This is a genomic window from Pelagovum pacificum, from assembly GCF_016134045.1.
GTDB lineage: Bacteria > Pseudomonadota > Alphaproteobacteria > Rhodobacterales > Rhodobacteraceae > Oceanicola > Oceanicola pacificus_A.
In genome coordinates this window covers 2876646-2897251 of sequence record NZ_CP065915.1, presented here as the reverse complement: position 1 = coordinate 2897251, position 20606 = coordinate 2876646, and the positions used below count along the sequence as shown (strand labels likewise).

The 20606-nt window shown below is 66.0% G+C and carries 17 protein-coding genes; 11 read left to right on the top strand and 6 right to left on the bottom strand.

Going from position 1 to position 20606, the window contains the following annotated elements; genetic code table 11:
* The first annotated feature begins 231 nt into the window (after positions 1-231).
* The 4 genes from I8N54_RS14160 (at position 232) to I8N54_RS14145 (ending at position 5013) form a co-directional block, all read left to right on the top strand.
* Positions 232-1524 carry a DEAD/DEAH box helicase gene (locus I8N54_RS14160; protein WP_140197422.1) on the top strand — a complete coding sequence of 431 codons (1293 nt, stop codon included), beginning with the start codon at positions 232-234 and terminating at the stop codon, positions 1522-1524.
* 377 nt (positions 1525-1901) lie between these two features.
* Positions 1902-2984 carry a glycosyltransferase family 2 protein gene (locus I8N54_RS14155; RefSeq protein ID WP_140197423.1) on the top strand — a complete coding sequence of 361 codons (1083 nt, stop codon included), beginning with the start codon at positions 1902-1904 and terminating at the stop codon, positions 2982-2984.
* Positions 2984-3868 carry a glycosyltransferase family 2 protein gene (locus tag I8N54_RS14150; protein ID WP_140197424.1) on the top strand — a complete coding sequence of 295 codons (885 nt, stop codon included), beginning with the start codon at positions 2984-2986 and terminating at the stop codon, positions 3866-3868. The genes I8N54_RS14155 and I8N54_RS14150 overlap by 1 nt, the downstream gene beginning before the upstream one ends.
* Positions 3868-5013: a glycosyltransferase family protein gene (locus I8N54_RS14145; protein ID WP_140197425.1), complete on the top strand. Its 1146-nt coding sequence runs from the start codon at positions 3868-3870 to the stop codon at positions 5011-5013. Before I8N54_RS14150 ends, I8N54_RS14145 begins: the two co-directional genes overlap by 1 nt.
* Here the strand turns inward: I8N54_RS14145 and I8N54_RS14140 are convergent.
* Positions 4988-6055 (bottom strand): acyltransferase family protein, encoded by a 1068-nt coding sequence (locus I8N54_RS14140; RefSeq protein WP_140197426.1) that lies wholly within the window; start codon positions 6053-6055, stop codon positions 4988-4990. The genes I8N54_RS14145 and I8N54_RS14140 overlap by 26 nt on opposite strands.
* Positions 6056-6074: 19 nt before the next feature.
* Between I8N54_RS14140 and I8N54_RS14135 the strand changes: the two genes are divergently transcribed.
* Positions 6075-7523, top strand: a complete 1449-nt coding sequence (locus tag I8N54_RS14135) for an O-antigen ligase family protein (RefSeq protein WP_140197427.1) — start codon at positions 6075-6077, stop codon at positions 7521-7523.
* Here the strand turns inward: I8N54_RS14135 and I8N54_RS14130 are convergent.
* Positions 7447-9435 (bottom strand): GumC family protein, encoded by a 1989-nt coding sequence (locus tag I8N54_RS14130; RefSeq protein WP_197097683.1) that lies wholly within the window; start codon positions 9433-9435, stop codon positions 7447-7449. The genes I8N54_RS14135 and I8N54_RS14130 overlap by 77 nt on opposite strands.
* 94 nt (positions 9436-9529) lie before the next feature.
* On the opposite strand from I8N54_RS14130, the gene I8N54_RS14125 reads away from it, so the two are divergent.
* Positions 9530-10339, top strand: coding sequence for a sulfotransferase family protein (locus I8N54_RS14125; RefSeq protein WP_197097684.1), 810 nt, complete (start codon positions 9530-9532; stop codon positions 10337-10339).
* Here the strand turns inward: I8N54_RS14125 and I8N54_RS14120 are convergent.
* The 3 genes from I8N54_RS14120 to I8N54_RS14110 form a co-directional block, all read right to left on the bottom strand.
* Complete coding sequence (locus I8N54_RS14120) at positions 10267-11463, bottom strand: glycosyltransferase family 2 protein (protein ID WP_140197430.1); 1197 nt, start codon at positions 11461-11463, stop codon at positions 10267-10269. The genes I8N54_RS14125 and I8N54_RS14120 overlap by 73 nt on opposite strands.
* A gap of 39 nt (positions 11464-11502) precedes the next feature.
* A complete protein-coding gene (locus tag I8N54_RS14115; protein WP_140197431.1) occupies positions 11503-12912 on the bottom strand; it encodes a family 16 glycosylhydrolase in 1410 nt (469 codons plus the stop codon).
* A gap of 95 nt (positions 12913-13007) precedes the next feature.
* Positions 13008-13778 (bottom strand): hypothetical protein, encoded by a 771-nt coding sequence (locus I8N54_RS14110; protein ID WP_140197432.1) that lies wholly within the window; start codon positions 13776-13778, stop codon positions 13008-13010.
* Positions 13779-13893: 115 nt separating this feature from the next.
* Between I8N54_RS14110 and I8N54_RS14105 the strand changes: the two genes are divergently transcribed.
* A complete protein-coding gene (locus I8N54_RS14105) occupies positions 13894-15192 on the top strand; it encodes a sialate O-acetylesterase (RefSeq protein WP_197097686.1) in 1299 nt (432 codons plus the stop codon).
* Here the strand turns inward: I8N54_RS14105 and I8N54_RS14100 are convergent.
* Positions 15183-16586 (bottom strand): oligosaccharide flippase family protein, encoded by a 1404-nt coding sequence (locus I8N54_RS14100; RefSeq protein WP_140197434.1) that lies wholly within the window; start codon positions 16584-16586, stop codon positions 15183-15185. The two genes, I8N54_RS14105 and I8N54_RS14100, sit on opposite strands and share 10 nt — an antisense overlap.
* Before the next feature lie 512 nt (positions 16587-17098).
* Here I8N54_RS14100 and I8N54_RS14095 point away from each other — a divergent pair.
* From I8N54_RS14095 to I8N54_RS14080, 4 genes are read left to right on the top strand one after another with little or no spacing between them, the layout of a single operon-like run.
* Positions 17099-17989: a siderophore ABC transporter substrate-binding protein gene (locus I8N54_RS14095; protein WP_140197435.1), complete on the top strand. Its 891-nt coding sequence runs from the start codon at positions 17099-17101 to the stop codon at positions 17987-17989.
* Complete coding sequence (locus I8N54_RS14090) at positions 17986-18909, top strand: ABC transporter permease (protein ID WP_140197436.1); 924 nt, start codon at positions 17986-17988, stop codon at positions 18907-18909. Before I8N54_RS14095 ends, I8N54_RS14090 begins: the two co-directional genes overlap by 4 nt.
* Positions 18887-19843 (top strand): iron chelate uptake ABC transporter family permease subunit, encoded by a 957-nt coding sequence (locus tag I8N54_RS14085; RefSeq protein ID WP_231592772.1) that lies wholly within the window; start codon positions 18887-18889, stop codon positions 19841-19843. Before I8N54_RS14090 ends, I8N54_RS14085 begins: the two co-directional genes overlap by 23 nt.
* The gene (locus I8N54_RS14080) at positions 19840-20592 is read left to right on the top strand and encodes an iron ABC transporter ATP-binding protein (protein ID WP_140197437.1); all 753 of its coding nucleotides are present in this window, start codon (positions 19840-19842) and stop codon (positions 20590-20592) included. The genes I8N54_RS14085 and I8N54_RS14080 overlap by 4 nt, the downstream gene beginning before the upstream one ends.
* Positions 20593-20606 lie beyond the last annotated feature (14 nt).

The following is a 20606-nucleotide window of genomic DNA, read 5'->3' as shown; positions in this document are numbered from 1 at the left end:
ATGTGCCTCCTGACGCTGCGCTGCCGCGTGAGCATGCCGGATCGCTTTTCGATCCACCAGCGCCCCCAATCTCCGGTTCCCCATCACGCAGGGTTCTCGACGCGACGGCCAGGCCGCGCGGGATAAGCCCGCATTGGACTGAAGGCCGCGCGCCACCCTCGACGGGTCGCGATGTACGCGCCCCGGACTCCGCCGCGCGCTGGAACGGCTGCGCGGACGAAAGGACAAGACTTGTTCGATTTCGATATGCTCGGCCTCCAGCCGGCACTCAACGACGCGCTCAAGCGCACCGGCTTCTCCGAGCCGACCCCGATCCAGAACCAGGCCATTCCGCTGGCGCTCGAAGGTCACGACATCCTCGGCCTCGCCCAGACCGGCACCGGCAAGACGCTCGCGTTCGGGCTGCCGCTGATCGACCACCTGCTCGCCGCGCGCGGCAAGCCGGAGCCGAAGACCGCCAAGGCGCTGATCCTCGCACCCACCCGGGAACTGGTGAACCAGATCGCCGACAGCCTGCGCACCCTCACGGACGGCACGCCGATCCGTGTCGTCACTGTCGTCGGCGGCCAGTCCATCGGCCGTCAGATCAACATGCTGTCGCGCGGTACCGACATCCTCGTCGCCACCCCGGGCCGGCTGATCGACCTGATGGATCGCGGCTCCGTCGACCTGCGCACGGTGAAGCACCTCGTCCTCGACGAGGCCGACCAGATGCTCGACCTCGGCTTCATCCACGCGCTGCGCCGCATCGCGCCGAAGCTCGGCACGCCGCGCCAGACGATGCTCTTCTCCGCCACCATGCCCAAGCAGATGGAAGAGCTGAGCAGCGCCTACCTCACCAACCCGCGCAAGGTGCAGGTCTCGCCCCCCGGCAAGGCCGCCGACAAGATCACCCAGTCGGTGCACTTCGTCGAGAAACCCGCCAAGCCGAGCAAGCTGCGCGAAGTTCTGTCCCGCGACCCCGACGCCCTGACCCTCGTCTTCGCCCGCACCAAGCACGGTGCAGAGAAGCTGATGAAGGGCCTCGTGGCGGACGGCTACAACGCCGCCTCGATCCACGGCAACAAGAGCCAGGGCCAGCGTGACCGCGCCATCAAGGCGTTCCGCGATGGCACGATCACCACGCTCGTCGCCACCGATGTCGCCGCGCGCGGCATCGACATTCCCGGCGTTTCCTACGTGGTGAACTACGACCTGCCCGAGGTTGCCGACAACTACGTCCACCGCATCGGCCGCACCGCCCGTGCCGGCCGCGAGGGCGAGGCAATTGCCTTCTGCGCCTCGGACGAGGGAGATCTGCTCTACCAGATCGAGAAGCTGATGAAGATCGAGATCCCGGTCGCCAGCGGCTCCCGCCCCGAGCGTGGCGCGGGCGAGCGCAGCAATCGTCGCGGGCCGAGCGGCGGTCAGCGTCGTCGGGGTGGTAGTGGCGGTGGCGGCAAGAAGCCCGCCGCGGCTGCGAAACCGGCCTCCAAACCGGCCAGCGCCAAGCGCCGCCGGCCGCGTCGCGGCCGCGCCGCCTGAGGCGACTCGCAAAGCGAATTGAGACAGCCGTCCGGGAGCCCTCCCGGGCGGCTTTTTCTTGTTCCCAGACCAGGGGCCCGCACCAGTTGCGTGCCCATTTGAGGTCCGTTGCCGAACCGTTAATCAGCGGTCAGCACTCGCTTCATTGCCGTTGCCGAGGTGTTAACCTTGATGCCGCGTAGGTGTCTGTTTCCAAGGTATTATTTCCTTCCGTCGCGCCCTGGCTTGCCCGCTGGCCGACACCTGTCCGCTACCTGACGATCGTCCCCCAACACGTCCGCCCATTCGGCCCGGTTTCCCTATCCTGAAGCCCGTCGCAACGGCCCCCGGCACATTCGTGCCCCGGCCCTGCACAGGCGGAAGGAGCGCGGACAACCATGCCCGACGGGTCAAATCCCTTCTTCGAGACGGAGACAGCCTCTGACAGTCTCGACCGAGTCCTCGTCGTCATCCCGACCCTGAACGAGGCCGACACGATAGAAAGCTGCGTCCTGCGGCTCCTCGCCGACGAGCAGGTGTTTGGTATCCCGCCTGCCGCGGGTGGCGGAATGCTCATCGTCGCGGATGGCGGCAGCACCGATCGCACCTGCGACATCGTCAGCCGCATCGCCAACAGCCGTCCCGCCGGGCAGGTCCGCCTGCTGCACAACCCGGCGCGCGTCCAGTCGGCCGGGATCAATCGCGCGGTCGCGCGCTTCGGCTCCGGGCGCACTGTCCTCGTCCGCTGTGATGCTCACGCCGAATATCCACCGGGCTACGTCTCCCGCCTCGTCGACCGCCTGAGAGAGCGGGACTGCGCCTCGGTCGTCGTGCCGATGGACTCGCTCGGCCAGACCGGTTTCGCCCGCGGCGCGGCGTTCATCCTCGACACGCCCCTTGGCTCGGGCGGCGCCGCCCATCGCGGTGGCACCGCGTCCGGCTACGTCGATCACGGCCACCACGCGGCGATGGACCTCGACTGGTTCCGGCGGATCGGCGGCTACGACGCGGCATTCGCCCAGAATGAAGATGCCGAGTTCGACCTCCGCCTCGCCGCGGCTGGCGGGCGCATCTGGCTCGATGGCGCGATCCGCATGACCTATCACCCCCGCGCAAGGCTGAGCGGCCTGTGCCGTCAATATTTCAACTACGGTCGCGGTCGCGCCGCCACCGTCGCCAAGCACCGCATCCGCCCCCGCCTGCGTCAGATGCTACCGGTGGTGAACCTGCTGCTGATGCTCGCCACGCTGACCCTTGCGACGGTCTGGCCACCCGCACTCGCATGGCCAGCACTCTACATTCTTGTGGTCTCCGGGGCCGCAATAGTCAGCGCGCTGCGGATCGGACCTGACGGCCTCTGGGCGGGCCCCGCACTCTGCGCGATCCATTTCGGCTGGGCGATCGGCTTCCTGCTCGGAACGGGAAGGGGCATCGCGATGACTCTGCTCGTGGGGCCGCGCCCGAAAGAGGATGCGGCCTGATGGTCGAGCGCGTCCTCGTCTGCCTCTGCACGCACCGGCGCCACTCGGTCCTGCGCACCCTCACGTCACTCTCTCGGCTCAGGGCCCCCGAGGGATGCGAGATCACCATCGTCGTCATCGACAATGACCGTACCCCGTCGGCCCGCGACCTCATCCGTGGGGCAACGCGCAGCTGGCCGGTGAAGTATCGGCACGCCCCGGCGCACAACATTTCCGTCGCGCGAACGGCCGGCCTCGCGACGGCCCGCACACTGCGGGCGGACTGGCTGGCTTTCATTGACGACGACGAGATCGCCCAACCCGACTGGCTCTGCCAGCTGATGGCGACGGCGCGTGCCACCGGCGCCGATGTCGTCTCGGGTCCCGCGCGCGCGCTATACCCGCCCGAGGCGTCCGACTGGATGCGCGACCTCGATCTGCACTCGAACCGTCCTGTCCTGCGCGCCGGCGCCACGCTCCAAACCGCGCATACGTCCAATGCGCTGGTGCGCTTCGCCGGAACAGCGTGGCAGGACATCGACTTCGATCCTGCGCTCGGCACCACGGGGGGTGAGGATACTGCCTGGTTCTTCGAGCTCTCCCGCAGGGGCGCCAGCTTCGCCATCTGCCCCGAAGCCGAGTTGCTGGAGCCCGTCGCCTCGTCCCGCCTCAGCTTCCGCTGGCTCGCCCGGCGCCGCTTCCGCATGGGGCGCAGCCACGCGATCGGTGCACGCCGCCCGGTCGAACGCCTCGCCCTTGTGGCCTCCGCCGTCCCGAAGGCCATCTACTGCGGGCTGCGCGCTGCGCTGGGCGTGACCTTCGCGACCCGCCGGAACTTCTGGCTGCTGCGAGGCCTGCTTCACGCCGGCGCAGCCGTCGGGGCGGCCCTCCCGCGGCGCGGCTGATGGCCCGTATTCTCGCGCTGGTCCCCGACCTCCGCGATGCGGCCCAACTCCGCCGTCTCCGCGGACTGGCCGATGGCGGGCATGACGTCCGATCCGCCTCGCTGCGCAAGGGGCCGGCGCCAAAGATCGACTGGCCCAACATCGACCTCGGTCCTATCCCTCAGAACCAGCTTTGCCGACGCGCCCTGCACCTACTGCTGAGGTCGGCGCGGTCGTGGCCCTCCCTCGTGGCAGAGGCCCGGGCCGCCGACATCATCCTCGCACGAAACTTCGATATGCTCGCGCTCGGCCGCGCGCTCATGCGTCACGCGCCGGCGGCGAGCCTCGTCTACGAGGTCCTCGACATTCATGGGCTGTTCGAGGGCACCTCCCGTCGCGCACGTCTGGCGCGAGCCGCCGAACGCGCCGCGCTGCGCCGGGTGGACCTCCTCTGCCTGTCGTCGCCCGCGTTCTATCACCGCTGGTTCTGGCCGGTTCAGCGCCACGCCGGCCCGTGGCACCTGCTCGAGAACAAGCTTTGCCTTCCTTCGGGCGCCAGCCGCCCTCCGTCTGGACCGCCGCGATCCGGTCCACTCCGCCTCGGCTGGATCGGTTCGATACGTTGTCCCGCATCCCTCGATCTGCTTCTGTCGGTCGCCACCGCGCGTCCGGAGATCGAGCTGCGCATCACAGGCAAAGTCCACCGACACGCGCTTCCCGATTTCGACGCGCGCATCAACGCGCTGCCGAATGTCATTGCCACGGGTCCCTACGATTATCCGCACGGCCTTCCAGCCGCCTATGCCGAGTGCGATGTCGTCTGGGCGCAGGATCTCTGGCAACGTGGCGGCAACTCCGATCTGCTCTTGCCCAACCGCGTCTACGAGGCTGGCTGGCACGGCTGCCCCCTGATCGCCGTTTCCGGCACAGAAACCGCCCGCCGGATCAGCGCAACGGGGCAGGGGTGGTCCATCGACGACGCCTCCCCGGATGCCCTGCTGACACTTATCGACTCACTGACGGCCGACAGGTTGCACGCCTGTCGCCGTCACGTCCTCTCCCTGCCGTCCCGCTTGTTCGCCGAAACGAATGAGCTGGACCGCTTCGTCGCCGTGGCCATCGCCGCCCGCGACCGCCGCCTCACTCTGCAGCCCGCCACGGCGTGAGCGACGATCGCCGCAGCCAGCGCGTCAACCGTACTTCGAGGAGGCGATGGCTGACCTCGGCAACGACGAGGCTAACAGGCACGACCACGATCGCCAGCACCAGCATCGCGGCCGGCCCCGCGAAACTCGCAAGTCCGGTGCGATACATCGCCTCCTTTACCACACCGAGGACGATCGGGTGCCACAGGTACAGGCTGTAACTCACGGTTCCGAGCCACATCATCGTCGGTCGCCGCAGCCACGTCGAAAGCGGGCCCGACCCGTTGACGATGCCGCCGATCATGATGGTCACGGCCCCCGCCGCGATCAGACCACGTAGCCAGTCGTCCGAAGACCAATCCGCGAGCCTGACTTCGACCAGCCCCGGCGGCAAGGGCCCGGACCAAGCCCACAGAAACACCAGCAGCCAAAGCAACGTCCAATGGCGTCCCGATGTTCGCGGAAAAAGGGCCACCGCAACGCCGCACAGGAAAAACGCCGCGCGCGGGTGCCACCAGATCAAGCAGAGCCCGACCACCAGGACCAGCATTCTCCCCACGCCCGGCCGCAGCGCGAGCCATGCCGCGCAACATGCGTAGAACGCCGCCTCCAACCCCAACGTCCATGCCGGGGGATAGAACAGCGGAACTGGCAATACAGGCGGCAGCGCCAACATGTTCCCGACCGTCGCCAGAACCAAAAGCGCGGGAGGTTCCAGGACCCGCAGGATTTCCTCGCGACTGTCCAGAATGCCGAGTGGCAGGAACACCAGAACCGCGACCCACAGCACCGGATAGATCCGCGTCGCCCTGTCCCGCAGGAACGCTGCGGGCGACGCCGCCCGCGCGACCGAACGCACGATGACGTAGCCGCTTACCGCGAAGAACAGCTCGACGCCAAACCGGAACGCATAAAGCAGCTCGTTGATCGGAGCAGGCATCACCCACGTCGAAAGCCCGGAATTCCAGAGATGATAGAGCAGGACCATCAGGCTGAAGAGCCCACGCGCGCCATGCAACGCAAGGCTGAAGTTTTTTGATGATACATCCTTAAGTTGCATCATCTGGTATCCGGATCTACGAATGAACGAATGGATGCCATCCCTTCATCTGCTCGCTGCCGTGCCGCTGTGCGTATGCCGCGAATTTCCAAGAGCGTCGCCACCAAGGCCGCCGTCGATGGACTGTGAAATGCCTCGGGGCGTTGACGCAAAAGAGCTCTCTCCCAAAATTCAGTCGGCCCCGGATCGACGAATGCAGACTGGCGGAAACGACAACTCTCTCTATCGGCCGCCCGATCGGACACCGGAACGATGGCGAGACTGGTATGCACTTCTGCTCCTCCTGATCGGGTCCGGCCTTACGCATCGCTTCGGCCTGCAACCCTACTTGCTCTTGGTGCTCTACGTCTGGACTGCGGCCCTGCTGGTCCGCGATCGGGCCTCTTCGCTCCGGTTCATGGGCACGGGTTGGCCGGTTCTCCTCCTGCCGATGTTCGCGCTCCTCACGACGCTCTGGAGCGTCAATCCGCCGGAGACCGCGTATCGGTCTCTGCAACTGGCCGGCACCATGGTCATGGGACTTCTGCTCGCCGAACTTCTGCCGCCTTGGCGCGTGATGCTTCTGGCCTGTGGTCTGTGGATTTCCGGAGCCATTCTGACGTTCCTCATGTTCACGACCGGCTTCGGTCCCCCCGCGATTTCGGAGGGGAGCCTGATCGGCCCCTTCATTCACAAGAACCCGCTCGCGCTCAGCCTCGTGCTGGCAGCACTCGCCTGCATCACCCTCGGCGCCTACTGGCGCGTGATGCCGCTTGGCTTGATCCTCGCCCTCGCTCTTCTTCCGATGATTCGACTGGCCCATAGCGCCAGCGGCCTGCTGCTTTATGCATCGTTGCCATGTCTCCTTCTGCTTCTGGCCATCCGTCGCTCGCCGACAACGCGGAACCTTCTGCCAGTCGTGGCGATCCTCGTTCCAATCCTGGCGGTCGGTTGGCTCCTTCTTGCCAAAACTGACGTCGTCGGCATTACCCTCACTGCCTTGGGAAAGGACGAAACTCTCACTGGCCGGACTTCCATCTGGCTGCAGGCGATCGAGTTGGCCCGATCAAGGCTGATCGGGGGGATGGGCTACGGAGCGTTCTGGACTGTGCCATCGGACGAGCGGACCCTGCTTCAGTTCGCCGTCGATCATCGCCTGAATATCTTTCATAATGCTTACCTCGAGCTCCTCGTTGGCGTCGGACTGCTTGGAACCGTTCCGGCTTTCGTCCTGATCCTGGCGACATTGAAACGTTGCATCAGCTGGTTCCGCCGCGACGGCACTGTCACGAGCGCATTTTTCCTGTTTCTTGTCTGTCTCTTCGCGGTTTCCGGCCTCGCCGAGCCGGCATTGTTCAGCCTTCACAACACGTCGACATTCATGATTGCGGCCACCTGGAGGTGGGCGAGCGATGTCAGGCAACCGCATATCGCCGGATCGTCTGGCGATAAGGTCCGCGCACCCCATGGCGACCGCCCATCCGCGACATGACGATCGCATCCGGGCCGTGGCCGCTTTGCCGGAGCCGATCAAGGCAGGTCGCCAGCGTCCTGCGCCGCGTGCGATTCCACCGAACGACGAGGAGAAGGGAGTCCACGTGCCCAGCCAGCAACCGAGCGTCGGGCACGGCAAGGATCGGCGGCGTGTCGAGGATGATCGTATCCCACCTGCCGCGCGCCTGGGTCAGAACATCGGCAACGTTGCCCCGGCTCAGCACGTCTGCCGCCGCATAGCCGGAGCCGCCCGCCTGTAGCAGATCGACGCCTTCCATCGAGCTTCGTATCACCGACTGGTCGAGGCTGGTCCGACCAAGGATGACATCAGCGAAGCCGCCCATGATCCCACGACGCCCGTACTTGGCGGACGCCTGGCGGCGACGAAGGTCGCAATCGACAAGCAACGTGCGGCGCCCGACCTCGGCAAAGCTCTTGGCCAATGCAGCCGAGATGGTTGTCTTGCCATCGCCGCTCTCGGCCGATGCGACGAGAATGACTTGTGCCGTCTCACGTCGCAGAAGCAGAGAGGTTCGCAGATTCCGCAACTCTTCTCCTGCCGGCGTGCCGGGTTTCAAGTCGTCGAGGTCCTTGGGCAACCTGGACATCTGCGCGAGGACAGGGGCACCGGTCAGCGTCGCGACCTGCCCGCTGGATCGAATGCGGGACACGCTGATTTGCCATCCGATCGTCAACGCTCCACCAATAAGCGCCCCGACGACTGCCCCCACACCGAGGCTGTAGGGCAGGTTGGGAACAACCGGAAAGCGCTGGGCCACTGCGTACTCGATGATCCGGCTGTCCGGTTGATGGATGCCCTGCTGAACAGCCGTTTCGCGTAATCGATCGCGAAAGTTCTCGTAGAGCAGCCTGCTCGACTCCAGATCCCTCTGGGCGCTGTCCAGGCGGGTCAGAGCCTCCGTCTGCAGGAGGATCTGCCGCTGCAGATCGCCAACCGAAGTCTCGATGGCGGCGGTCTGCGCCGAGAGTTCGGCCCTTTCCGAGCGCACCTGCGCGAGCGCCTGATCCCGATCCAGCCCCGACACCACGAGTACCTGCGCGCCTGCTGCAAGCCGGTCGGGCTCTTGCAGGATATCCAGTTGCCGTTGTTTCGCCTCGAGCGCAGCGCGTCGCTCGATCAGCGTTTCTCTCAGACGCAGGAGCCGCCTCTCCAGGCCTTGAAGGTGCGCCTCGTCTGCAAAACTCGCTTCTGACTTGAGAGACGTGACAGCGGTTTCGGCCCGGGCAACATCCGCGGCGAGGTCCGCCACCCGGACCGCCAGCCAATCGGACGCCTGTTCGGTCGCCCGGAACAACTCAGCACGCTGATTTTCGAGGTAGATCATCGCGTAGGAGTTTGCGATTTCAGCGGCCTTGGACGGGTCCGCTGACAGCACCTCGATCGAGAAGGCGTAGGTGCCGGGAACATTGCGGACCTCCGTCCTCGCACGCAGTGTTTCGATTGCGTGTTCGCGTAACACCTCGGGGTCCGGCAGAGTGCCGGTTTCTCCTCTCGATCTCAGGCTAGCGAGGAAATCAGCAAGGCCGGACTGAGGTGACTCGCCGTTGAATTCGACATCGTCAGCAAGCTCGAGTTCATCCACGACCTGCGCGGCAAGCTCGCGACCCGCCAGGATGTGAACCTCGGTCAGGATCGCCTCCTCGTCGGTGGAGATTCGGCCAAGCACCTGTTCTATATCGACGATCTTCTCGTCTCTCGTCTCGAGCACGAGTTCGGCCGTCGCAGCAAATAACGGTGTCGTCAGGCCCTTTGCATAGGTCAGGGCTAGCCCGAAGCCGACTGCGCCGAAGAAGAGGATCACCGCGAAGCCGCGCCAGACCATTGCAAGCAAAGCGCCGAGATCGATGATTTCGCGACCGTCTGCCGGGTTCGTCGGCGTGTTCTGCATGCTTGGCCCCGTGTTGATGAGCCCTCGATACAGATCGCGCGTTAAGGGAGGTTTAATAACCGCAAGATATCCCTCGTTCGTGGAGGATGTGCCGATGCAGCAACGAGATCCGGTCGATGTGATCGTGATCGGCGCGATGCGGGCCGGCACGACAAGCCTCCATCGCATGTTCACCGCGCACGATCAGATCGCGGTGCCGAATGAGAAGGAGGTCGATTTCTTTCTTGGCGGAGACGTCTGGGAAAAAGGGGAGCGATGGTATCGGAGGCGGTTCTCCGACCACGACCTACTCAGGGTCGAGGTGTCGCCCAATTACTCGAAATGCCTCAGTTTTCCATTTGTGCCGGAGCGGGTTGCAACTGTCGCCCCGGCTTGCCGATTCATCTATCTCGTACGCGATCCGGTGAATAGAGCGGTATCTCAGCACCACCATGCAACGCGCTCCGACGCGGCTGGCGAAGTGCCTGACATCTCTCACCTGATCGAAGTGTCCAGCTATGCGTTGCAGCTTCGTGCCTGGCTTGAGTGCTTTCCGATCGAACGATTCATGGTTCTGGATCAAGTGCGACTCTTCGGAAATGAAGGAGAAGAACGAGCGAGGCTCGCCAGTTTTCTGGGTGTCGAAGATAATTGGATGCCACCGAGTAAAGCCAATTCTACAGCCGAACTTGCCGGTATTCCGGATTGGTTCTTCTCGTTTCGGAAAACAGGGGTGGGGCGGCTTGCGAGGCGCTGGGTTCCTCATGACGCGAAGATACGATTGAAGGCCGCGCTCGCATCGAATTCTTCGAAAGTTCCAGAAGTCGATACGGATTTGAGGGAAAAGATCGCTCAGGGCGTTCGCGCCGACGCGGCGCAATTCAGGGCTTTGACCAGGCAAGAGTTCGCGGACTGGTCGGTCTGACCAGTCGGGATGACCTTCGCCATCGGGACCAATCGACAGAATGTCTCGCATTTGTCGGTTGTCGGCGACAGGGTCAGACGCCGGCGAGAGGCTTCAAAACAGAGGTAAGCTGCAAGTCTTGCTCGGCCGGGTTCCTTCGGTGGAAGTTGGATCATGCGGTTTCGATCTACCGGCCGCCCTTCACAGATCGACAGCTCCAAGGGCGGTCGTATCGATGCTGGAAAAGTCTGGCTCAAACGGTGCCCGACTTGGCCTGTTATCCAACCGACACACGCCAAGGGTGATTGCCGAAGGCTGAAGAAGGCGGCACCAAAATCTTGGTCGCGCACGCCAATAGCGAATTGCTCCACGTCTGCCGCCCGCCGAAGGTCCCGAACCCGTCTAGCCAGGCTCGCCTGATCCTCGCCCACCTCAATCTCGCTTAGTGCCGACGCCAGCTTTCGAAGCTGATCCGGCCGGCTCCGATGAGATAACGACGCTGCGTGGCGCCGGTAAAGATATCCCGATCCCGGTACGATTTCGAACTTTGCGCCGTCGACCAAGAGCCGAAGATACAGGTGATAATCCTCCCCGATCGACAATGCCGGATCATAAGTGGATCGCGGGACAATTTCTCTCCGGATCAGTGGCTTGAGGTAGCCAAGGCGATCCTGGTTGAGCAAATCCCCTGTCCCGATAAGCCTGTTCGACGGGATGGCCAGCTCACCGAGGACGGTCGCTGCCCTGCGCATCGGACTGGCTGAAAAATGAACCATGTCGTCCGCGACCATGTCCGCGCCCGAGGCCGCAGCATGGCGAAGAAGACCCTCCAGCCGATCGGGCACCATCAGGTCGTCGGAGTCGCAAATCGCGATCCAGTCACCAACTGATGCGGCAATTGCTGCATTGCGTGCGGCCGAAGGGCCACCCGGCTCCGGCAGTCTGACTATTCTCAGACGATTGTCCGAAATCCTCCGCCGTTCGAGGTACTCGACGCTGGCATCATCCGACGCATCGTCGCCAACGACGAGCTCCATCGAGGCGTGGCTTTGACTAAGGACGCTGTCGACCGCGTCCGGCAGCCAAGGCATACCGTTGCGGTTCGCCATGATGACGGAGACAAGATCCGGGCTGCGCGATGACATGCGACAATCTTAGCGAAATCCAGTTACTGAAAAGTTGCCTCAAAGTAGCAGACAATCCGCCTCGATCAGCTCGGCCAGACTTATCCGACCCGCGTCCTCGATATCGAAGGTTGCCAGTTCGCTGACCTCACCGTCCGAGTGAAGCAGCAGCCGGTGCCATTCGCCCCGGCCTGCGAGCTCCAGTTGGTCGGCTTCGGCCCGAAGCGAGCGGAGGTCGAGCAAGTCCCCGCCCGTGATGGAAAAATCGCGTATCCGGTCAGATGCATCCCCGTCGAGCCGGAACACATCCGCACCGTCGTTCCCCCAGAGAACATCATGACCCGCGCCGCCCTCCAGCAAATCGTCGCCGTCGCCACCCTTGAGGACATCCCGGCCAGCGCCGCCGGACATCTGATCGTCTCCGTCGCCACCGAACAGCCGGTCATCGCCGGCGCCGGCGCGAAGCAGGTCCCGTCCGGCATCGCCGCGAAGCACGTCCCGGCCGTCGCCTGCGGTCAGCAGATCGTCGCCGTGACCGGCGAACAGTCGGTCATCACCCTCGCCACCGTCGAGCCAGTCGTCGCCGTCGCCGCCCCGCAAATGATCGTCACCCGGGCCCCCGCCGAGCGCATCCGCGCCGGAGAAGCCGTCCACGATGTCCCTATCCCCCGAGCCCGCCAAGACGTCGGCGCCGCCCCCGCCGCGAAGGCGCCCCCCGGTGGTGGCCGCAGATTGCGTCGGCGTAAGCTCTTCGAACGACAGCGAAAATGGAGATGCCGGCGTCCAGACCCCTTCGACTTGGGCAGCGAGCGGCGATCCCGGCCAGGCCCAATCCCCCGTCCAGTCAGAAAGCGATGGCTGCGCCGCCCAGAGGCTTGTGAAGGCGCGCAGATCACCAGTCGACCACAGGTCGCCGGGCATGTCGCCGGCCGAAAAGCTGTGGATTTCGCGCCCGTCGACCAGGAAGCGGGTCACGCCCGTGCCCACGTCGATCTCGTAGAGATGCGGCGCGGCGGAGGCGTCGAAGCCGAGCGGGATCACCACTGGTGAGAGGTTGGTGACATGCGTTCCGGACGCGTTCTCCATGTGGACGGTCAGTTGTACGGCGTCGGTCCGCGCGCCCACGAACTCGAAATCGAACTCGATCCATGGATCGTTGCGCCAGTCCGCCTTGAACACGAACATGCCGAAGACCGCGCCATCGACCATCTCCGGCACCTGCGCCAGCCAGCTCCAGGTCCCGGTCGTGGCGACGGCGCGGGACTGAATTTCGGCGCCTTCAAACGGCGCACCGCCGTCGATCGACTGATCGAGGAGGAGCGTCAGGCCGATATCCGCGAGTTCGACATTGTCTGCGCTCCAATCCATGAGGGGCGACTTTCCCCAGGTCGCGGCCAGCCAGTCACGCTCCGTCCACGGCTGTCCAAGCTGCCCGACCGTAATGGCCTGCGGTGAAATCCAATGCTCCATCTCGCGCTCCCGCTGCTGCAGGGGCGAGGATCACAGCGCTGTGGGGCGCGCATCCGGGCCGGACCGCGGCACTGGCGGGACAAATCGCGAAAGTTCTACGAAACCGACGATAGCACGGGATAATGGAGCCCGGCGCGGCGTTCCTGCGCCAAGTCGAGACGGGACAGGATGTAAGCGCGCTCTTCGGGGGTGATGATGTCGGTCTTGCGCTCAGGCGTGACGCGCCGCTCTTCCCAGGTCCAGCCGAAATGGCCCTCCGGTACCTTCACCTCACCGGGTGGAGCGATGTTGCAGGCTGCCGCAACAGCCTTGATGACGCCGGCGGGGTCGGCGGTAGCCTCGGCAAGCGTGGTGAACACGACGCGCGCGCCGCGATGGGGCAGAGACAGGTGCGCGGCCATCTTCGCCGCGCGCAGTTCGAAAACGGAGTTGAAGGGCTGACCCGTCAGCGGGTGCAGGTCGGCATTCAGCGGCTGGCCCACCCGGGAATCGCCTCGCCACAGCCTGAAATGGCGGTGGTCGTCGACACTCGAGCGCCACTTCGCCCGGATGAACTCGGAAAACCCGTGCCGGCGAAGTTGCGGGTCTGCATGCCAAGGCTTTGAATAAAGGCTTGAAATCCAGCCCAAGGCCTCTCGGAAGATAACCACGAAGACCACGTCGGCCGGGGCGGCGATGAAATCCGGGAACCCGTGTTTCCAGCGCACGGCATGGGCGGGGGCGACCGGCAGGTTCTCGGCGATCAGACGGTCGAGGAAATTGGTCCCAGAACAGCGCTCGCCCAGCACCTGATAGCGCACGGCCGGCCGGTCAGAGAAGCGGCGCCGCAGAGCGGCAAGTCTGTCGATCTGCGGCAGCCAGTCCAACTCTTCAAGCCCGAACACTACGGCGCAACGCCCGAGGCGGGCGGCACTTGTTAACGCACTCATGGCTAATGTCGGATTGTATCAATTGCAATCCCCGGATGAGTGGAGGGTCGGAATGCTGTCGATCGGGCTGGGCGTATCGGGCACATTGGCAACAGGAGGGACGGAGGCACCGCCGCCACCACCCGGCCTCTTCGGATTCACCATGCCGGCCGTGCCGCCCACGAACTTCCCCGGCACGCTCCTCGCGCCGGCGCAGGCAGAGGCGGACGATACCAACAGTTGGGCGGTCGAGGAGGACGAGCCGGCGATCACCGTCTCGGGCGGTCAGGCCATTTGCGACGGAACCAACACCAGGGTCCGCGGAGTCGGGCCGCTGACCCCGACTACAGTCGCGGCGGGGCACCGAGTGTCGATCCTCGCGTTGATCTCCGCGCTGTCGGGAGGCAAGGCGGGCATCGACAGCTCCGAAGGAGCTACGAACGCCAATGCAAAGGCGCTGACCGGGTGGCGGCAGGGCTGTGTCACAACGGCGTCCGGCGCGGCCGTCCGGGGGGTCGTGACCTTCAATCCCGCGACCTCGGGCACTGTCGAGGCGATCCACATGACTGACCTGACCGCGCTTCTGGCCCAGAAGTGGTTCATCGTGACCTGCATCGCCCAGTCGAACTGGGTCGGCGCGGCGGCGACGGCGGACCCGGACTTCGACACGCCGGTGCCAGGATGCGTCGTTATCCCGAGCCTTGCGAACGCGAGTTACGGTGCGAGCCTCGACGGGGCGGGCTGCGGAGAGCCGATGCTGGCCGTCGACCCCATCGTGCACCATACGATCAACGCCGGCGGCGGGCCGAGCGGCGCCTTCCTGCGCGAGCTGCGCAAGGTCGTGCCGGCGGACTACACGATCGTCTTCGTGGCCACGGGCCATGCCGGCGGAGGCTTCGGTGGCGACTACGCCGCATGGCGTGCTGACAGCCTCACGCCCGACGCGGTCGACAACTTCTGGCTGCAGACCCGCAAGGTCTGGACCGATGCACCAGCCGGGTCGGTGATGGGCGGCATCGTCTTCTGCCAGGGGGAGAGCGACACCGGTGCGGGCAAGCGCGCCGAGTGGTCGATTGCCGCGCCGGCCCTGATCGAAGCCTGCCGCGCAGAGCCCGGATGGGGCGATGTACCGGTCGTGATCTCCGAAATCGGCGGCGATCCGGTCGTCGATACCGAACTCGCCGCGCTCGTTGCCCTTCAACAGGGGCTCGCCACCGGCTCGGGCGAACCGCTGGAGTTCAGCCGTTGCGCCTACGTCCCGCGCCCCGCCGGCGCGACGTTCGAGACGGACGGAATCCACTACGACCAGCCCACCAACCGGCAGCGCGGCATCGACACGGCGCGGGCGCTGCGCGATCTGATCTATCCCTGAGACCGCAGTGATCGCAGCATCTCCCCCAGTCTAGGCCAGCCGGCGACGGTCAGCACGGTTACGAAGGCGACGGCTGCGGCAGCGACCCCCACCGACGACATGAGAAGGGCGGCCGCCCCGGCCAGTAGCGGTGCGGCGACGGCCTTGAACAACCGACTGATGCTCACGCCGCAGGCGCGCGCGGCAAGGGTGGTTGCGACGGGCCACAGCACCGCCCCGGCGAGCGCGTAGCCCATCGTCGCGGTCCCGATCCCCTGCGGCAGCAGCAGGACGAGGACGACAAGGCGCAGGGCCTGTAGCGCCGACTGGTAGGCGAACCACGCGCCGACCCGCCCCTGGGCGGACAGTGACGCGCCGTTGACCGCGCCGAAACACCCGAGTGCTCCGGTCAGGCACAGCGCCCGCAGGACCGGCACGGCTTCGCTCCACTGTGTCCCGAACAGATTGGGCACCGCGATGGGCGCGACCAGCCACAGCCCGCCGAACAGCGGCACCGCCAGCGTGGTCGCGGCGAAGGCAGCGGACAAGTAGCCCTCCCTCAGCTGTGGGGGCGAGCCGCGACAGCGTGACAGCAGCGCATGCGTCACAGGGCCGAGCGCGCCCCACGCCGGTCCGCTGCCGATCTGGACGATGCGGTTGGCGAAGTAGAACGCCCCAAGCGCGACCGGCCCCGCGAATAGGCCCAGCACCAACTGATCGAGTCGCAGGATCGACAATGCCCGCACTGCCGAGGCAAAGCCGCCGAAGCGCGCGACCGACTTGAGGTGACCGGGACTGGCAAGCCCTGACGGACGCCAGCCAGCGCCGGCGGCCAGAACCAGCAGCCCGGCGAGCGAGGTCGCCGGCCCGTTCAGCGCCAGCGCCCATATGCCGCCACCACCAAGGACCAGCAGCAGGCACAGACCGTTTCCCGCCAGCACCCCCGCCAGCTGCCGCAGCGCCAAGGTCCGGAACGCCATGCGCCGTTGCAGAAGGCCGGTCGGCACGATGGCGAAGCATTCGAACAGCACCCGCGACGCGATCACCGGCGTCAGCCACGCGATCTCCGGCAGGGTCGTCCGGTCGGCCACCACCATCGCGACCGCGCAGACCGCCAGGTACAGGACCATCCCGGCCGCCCCCGCGCACCAGAACAGCGCGTCGAGCTGGCGGTCTGTCAGGCGGTCGGCCTGAACGAGCGCTTCGGCAAAGGCCACCGGGGCGGCGGCAAGGGCGAAGGTCATAAGGCTCGTCGCGAGCGCCACGCGCCCGAACGCCTCCGCCCCCAGAGTGCGAGAGGTGACGGCGAAGACCAGCAGGGTCACCAAAGTGGTAAGGGCATTCTGCCCGAGGCTCCACACCATGCCCCGCGCGGCGGCACGGCCGCGCCGTGGAACGTGATCTATGGCCGTCATCCGGCGTGCGGGCGGGCAGGGGGAAACCTCATGCGCTTCGCTAGCCGTCCCGGCAGCGATCCGACAACCGGACCGGTCGACGCGTCAGGTGTCCGGTTCCGGACAGCCGTCGGACAGCGCGGGAAAGCTCAGCTCTGTCGGGGCATCACCTCGCCCTCTCTCGGTAGGCGAAACGCTTCGGATGGTCGTCGACGGATTGCCTTCGCCCGGTCGAGCCCTGCCTGATCCAGCGCTCACTTCGACTTCGAGCGTCGTCCCAGCCGCGCAGGACCGATGCCCAAGCTGGCAGCGCGGCCCACCCGGCGCGCGCCGAATATTGCGCGTCGACTTTGTGCGAGACGTGCTCGCGCCGCCGCTGCAGGTCGCATGTGCTGTTTGGTATCGACGGGCAAGACCTGGAAATCAGGACATAAATATAATCCGACTATTTTTATAAGAAACGCTCTGGACCCCTCCGGAGCAATAACTTACCAAAATACTCGACTCAACTGGAACGTCCGTCGGAGACCCTCATGAATCGTCCCCTTCTTACGCTCGCCCTCGCCGGGCTGGCCTGTCCCGCCTTTGCCGACACCGTGACCGTGGACACCGCCACTGGTCCCGTCGAGGTCGAGACGCCAGTGGGCAGCGTCGCCGTCTACGACCTCGCCGCGCTCGACACGCTGGATGCACTGGGGGTGGAGGTCACGGCGTCCATCAACAACACCTACCTCGAGCGGCTGTCGCAGTATGAAGGCGACATCGGCACCCTGTTCGAGCCGGACTTCGAGGCGCTGAACGCGCTCTCGCCCGACCTCATCATCGCTGGCGGGCGGTCCTCTGCGGTTGTGCCGCAGCTGTCGGACTTCGCGACGACGCTCGACATGACGATCCCGACCGAAGGCCAGCTCGACACGATCCTCGCGCGGATCGACACGTACGGCGAGATCTTCGGCCTTCGGGACGCCGCCGCGGACCTGCGGGACGAGCTCGACTCCGCGCTCGACGCGACGGCGGATGCCGTAGCCGACAAGGGGGACATGCTGATCGTCATGACCAACGGCACCAATGTCTCCGCCTATGGCGCCGCCTCGCGTTTCGGCTGGCTGCACACGGCGACCGGACTGCCCGAAGCCTCGTCGGACATCGACGACACGACCCACGGCGAGGCCATCTCCTTCGAGTTCATCCGCGAGATCGACCCCGACTGGCTCTTCGTGATCGACCGCGGCGCGGCCATCGGCCAGGAAGGGCCGAGCGCCGAGGCCACGCTCGACAACGCGCTCGTGCGCGAGACGACGGCGTGGGAAACCGGGCAGGTGATCTATCTGAACTCCGCCGAACTCTACATCACCGGAGGTGGCGCGCAGTCCACGCTGAACACGCTCGAAACCATCCGGAGCGCCTTCGGCAGCAATTCGTGAAACTTGCGACCACTCTAGGCCTGCTCGGGGCGCTGGCAATCGCCAGCGTCCTGACAGGCGTCGCGTCGTTGAGCGCGGAGCCCTGGCTCGTCTTCGCGAGCCGCCTGCCGCGCACGGCGGCGGCGATGCTGGCGGGGGCGGGGCTCGCCGTCGGGGGCGTCATCATGCAGATGCTCGCCCGCAACCGCTTCGTCGAACCGGCGACTGCGGGTACGGCACAGGCGGCGGCGCTCGGCCTGCTGCTCGTCACGCTGGCCGCGCCGGGTGCTTCGATCCCGCTCAAGATGCTGGCCGCCACGATCACCGCGCTGATCGGCACCGCCGGGTTTCTCGCGCTCGTACGGCGTCTGCCGCCGGCGGACCCGTTGCTCGTGCCGCTCACCGGCATCGTCTACGGTGGCATCCTCGGCGCGCTGACGACGTTCCTCGCCTATGAGCGCGACCTCCTGCAGCTGATCGGCATCTGGACGGGTGGCGAACTGTCCGGCGTGATGATCGGGCGCTACGAGTTCCTCTGGTTCAGCGCGATCCTCTGCATCGCGGCCTACCTTTTCGCGGACCGCTTCACGATCGTCGGCATGGGCGAAGCGACAGCGCAGAGCCTCGGGCTCGACTACAAGCGTGTCATGGCGCTTGGCCTCGCCATCGTGTCGGTCATCACGGCGCTGACCGTCGTGACGGTTGGCATGATCCCCTTCGTCGGCCTCGTCGTGCCGAACCTCGTCGCCCGCATGGTCGGAGAGAATCTGCGCACCACGCTGCCTCTGGTGGCGGCTGCAGGGGCGGGTCTGGTGCTCGCCTGCGACATCATCGGGCGGCTGATCCGGTTCCCCTTCGAAATCCCGGTCGGCACCGTTCTCGGCGTGGTTGGCGCGGCGCTTTTCCTCTGGATGCTTCATGCTCGCCCGTCCCGCAACTGACCGCACGCTCGCGATGGCGGGCATCGCGCTGCTGGCGGTGACGGCGGCCTACCTGTCCGTCGGGGCGCGTGGCGACTGGGGCTTCGTGCTCGGCTTTCGGGGCACGAAGCTGGTCGCGCTGCTGACCGTCGCAACTGCCATCGCACTGTCGACCGTCGCCTTCCAGACATTGTCGGGCAACGGCATCCTGACGCCCTCTGTTATGGGGTTCGACGCGCTTTACCTGCTGATCCAGACCGGGCTGGTCTTCACGCTCTCGGGCCTCGGCTTCGCGACGCTCGACCCGTTCGTGAAGTTCGCGGCGGAAACAGCGGTGATGACCGGCGCGGCGATGCTGCTGTTCGGAGCGCTGCTGAAGGACGCCCGCGACCTCGCCCGGATGGTGCTGACGGGGCTGATCCTCGGCATCATGTTCCGCAGCCTCACCGCGCTTTTAGCGCGGATGATCGACCCGTCGGAATATGCCATCGCGCAGTCTGCGAGCTACGCCAGCTTCAACGTGGTCGAGCCCGCTCTGACGTGGGTTGCGGCGGCGATGACGCTGGCGGTCGGCGGCTGGCTGCTCGCCCGGCACCGGCGGCTCGACGTCATCTCGCTCGGCCGGGACAAGAGCCTGTCGCTCGGCCTCGACTACGACCGGGAGGCGCGGCGATTGCTGGCCGCCATCGCGTTGCTCGTCTCCGTGTCGACGGCGCTGGTCGGGCCCGTGGTCTTCTTCGGCCTGCTCGCCGCCGCGATCGCGCGGCAGGTCGCGGGCACCTACCGTCACGCGGTTCTGCTGCCCGTCTCCGCCCTGATCGCGTCGACGCTGCTGGTCGGCAGCCAGACGCTGTTCGAGCGGATTCTCGGGCTGCAGACCTCCGTCGCGGTGGTGATCGAGGCGCTCGGCGGGCTGACGTTTCTTTACCTCATCTTCAGACGGAGCGTGCGATGATCGACGTGGAAGGTCTGCGGGTTTCCCTCTCCGGGTCGCCCGTGTTGAAGGACATCACGACCACCGTGCCGAAAGGTCGGCTCACCGCGCTCGTCGGGCCGAACGGTGCTGGCAAGTCGACGCTGCTCGCCGCGCTCGGCCGGCTGGAGCCTGTGCAGGCGGGCACAGTGTCTATCGGAGGGAAGTCGATTGCGAGTTACGCGCACCGCGAGCTCGCGCTGACGCTGTCGATCCTGCGGCAGGACACCCACATCGCCCCCCGCCTCACGGTGGAGGAGCTCGTTCAGTTCGGCCGCTACCCCCACAGCCAGGGGCGGCGCACGGCGGAGGACGCGCGCATCGTCGCCCGCGCGGTGGAGAGGCTGACACTCGGCGCGGTCGCCGATCGCCATCTCGACACCCTGTCGGGCGGCCAGCGCCAACGCGCGCTGTTGGCTATGGTGCTGGCACAGCAGACGCCGGTGATCCTGCTGGACGAGCCGTTGAACAATCTCGACCCGGCCCATGCCCGCAGCGTCATGCGCCTTGCGCGGGAAGAGACGGACGCCGGGCGCACTGTGGTCATCGTGCTGCACGACCTCACCGTCGCGGCCCGCTATGCCGACCACGTCATCGCGTTGAAGGACGGCCGCCTCGCCGCCGAGGGGCCGACGAAGGAGATCATGCGTCCGCACATCCTGTCCCGCCTCTACGACACCGAGGTCGCGGTGGAGACGGTCGCCAACGGGCCCGTCGTCCTCGCCGTCTGATCGTTCGGAGGCAT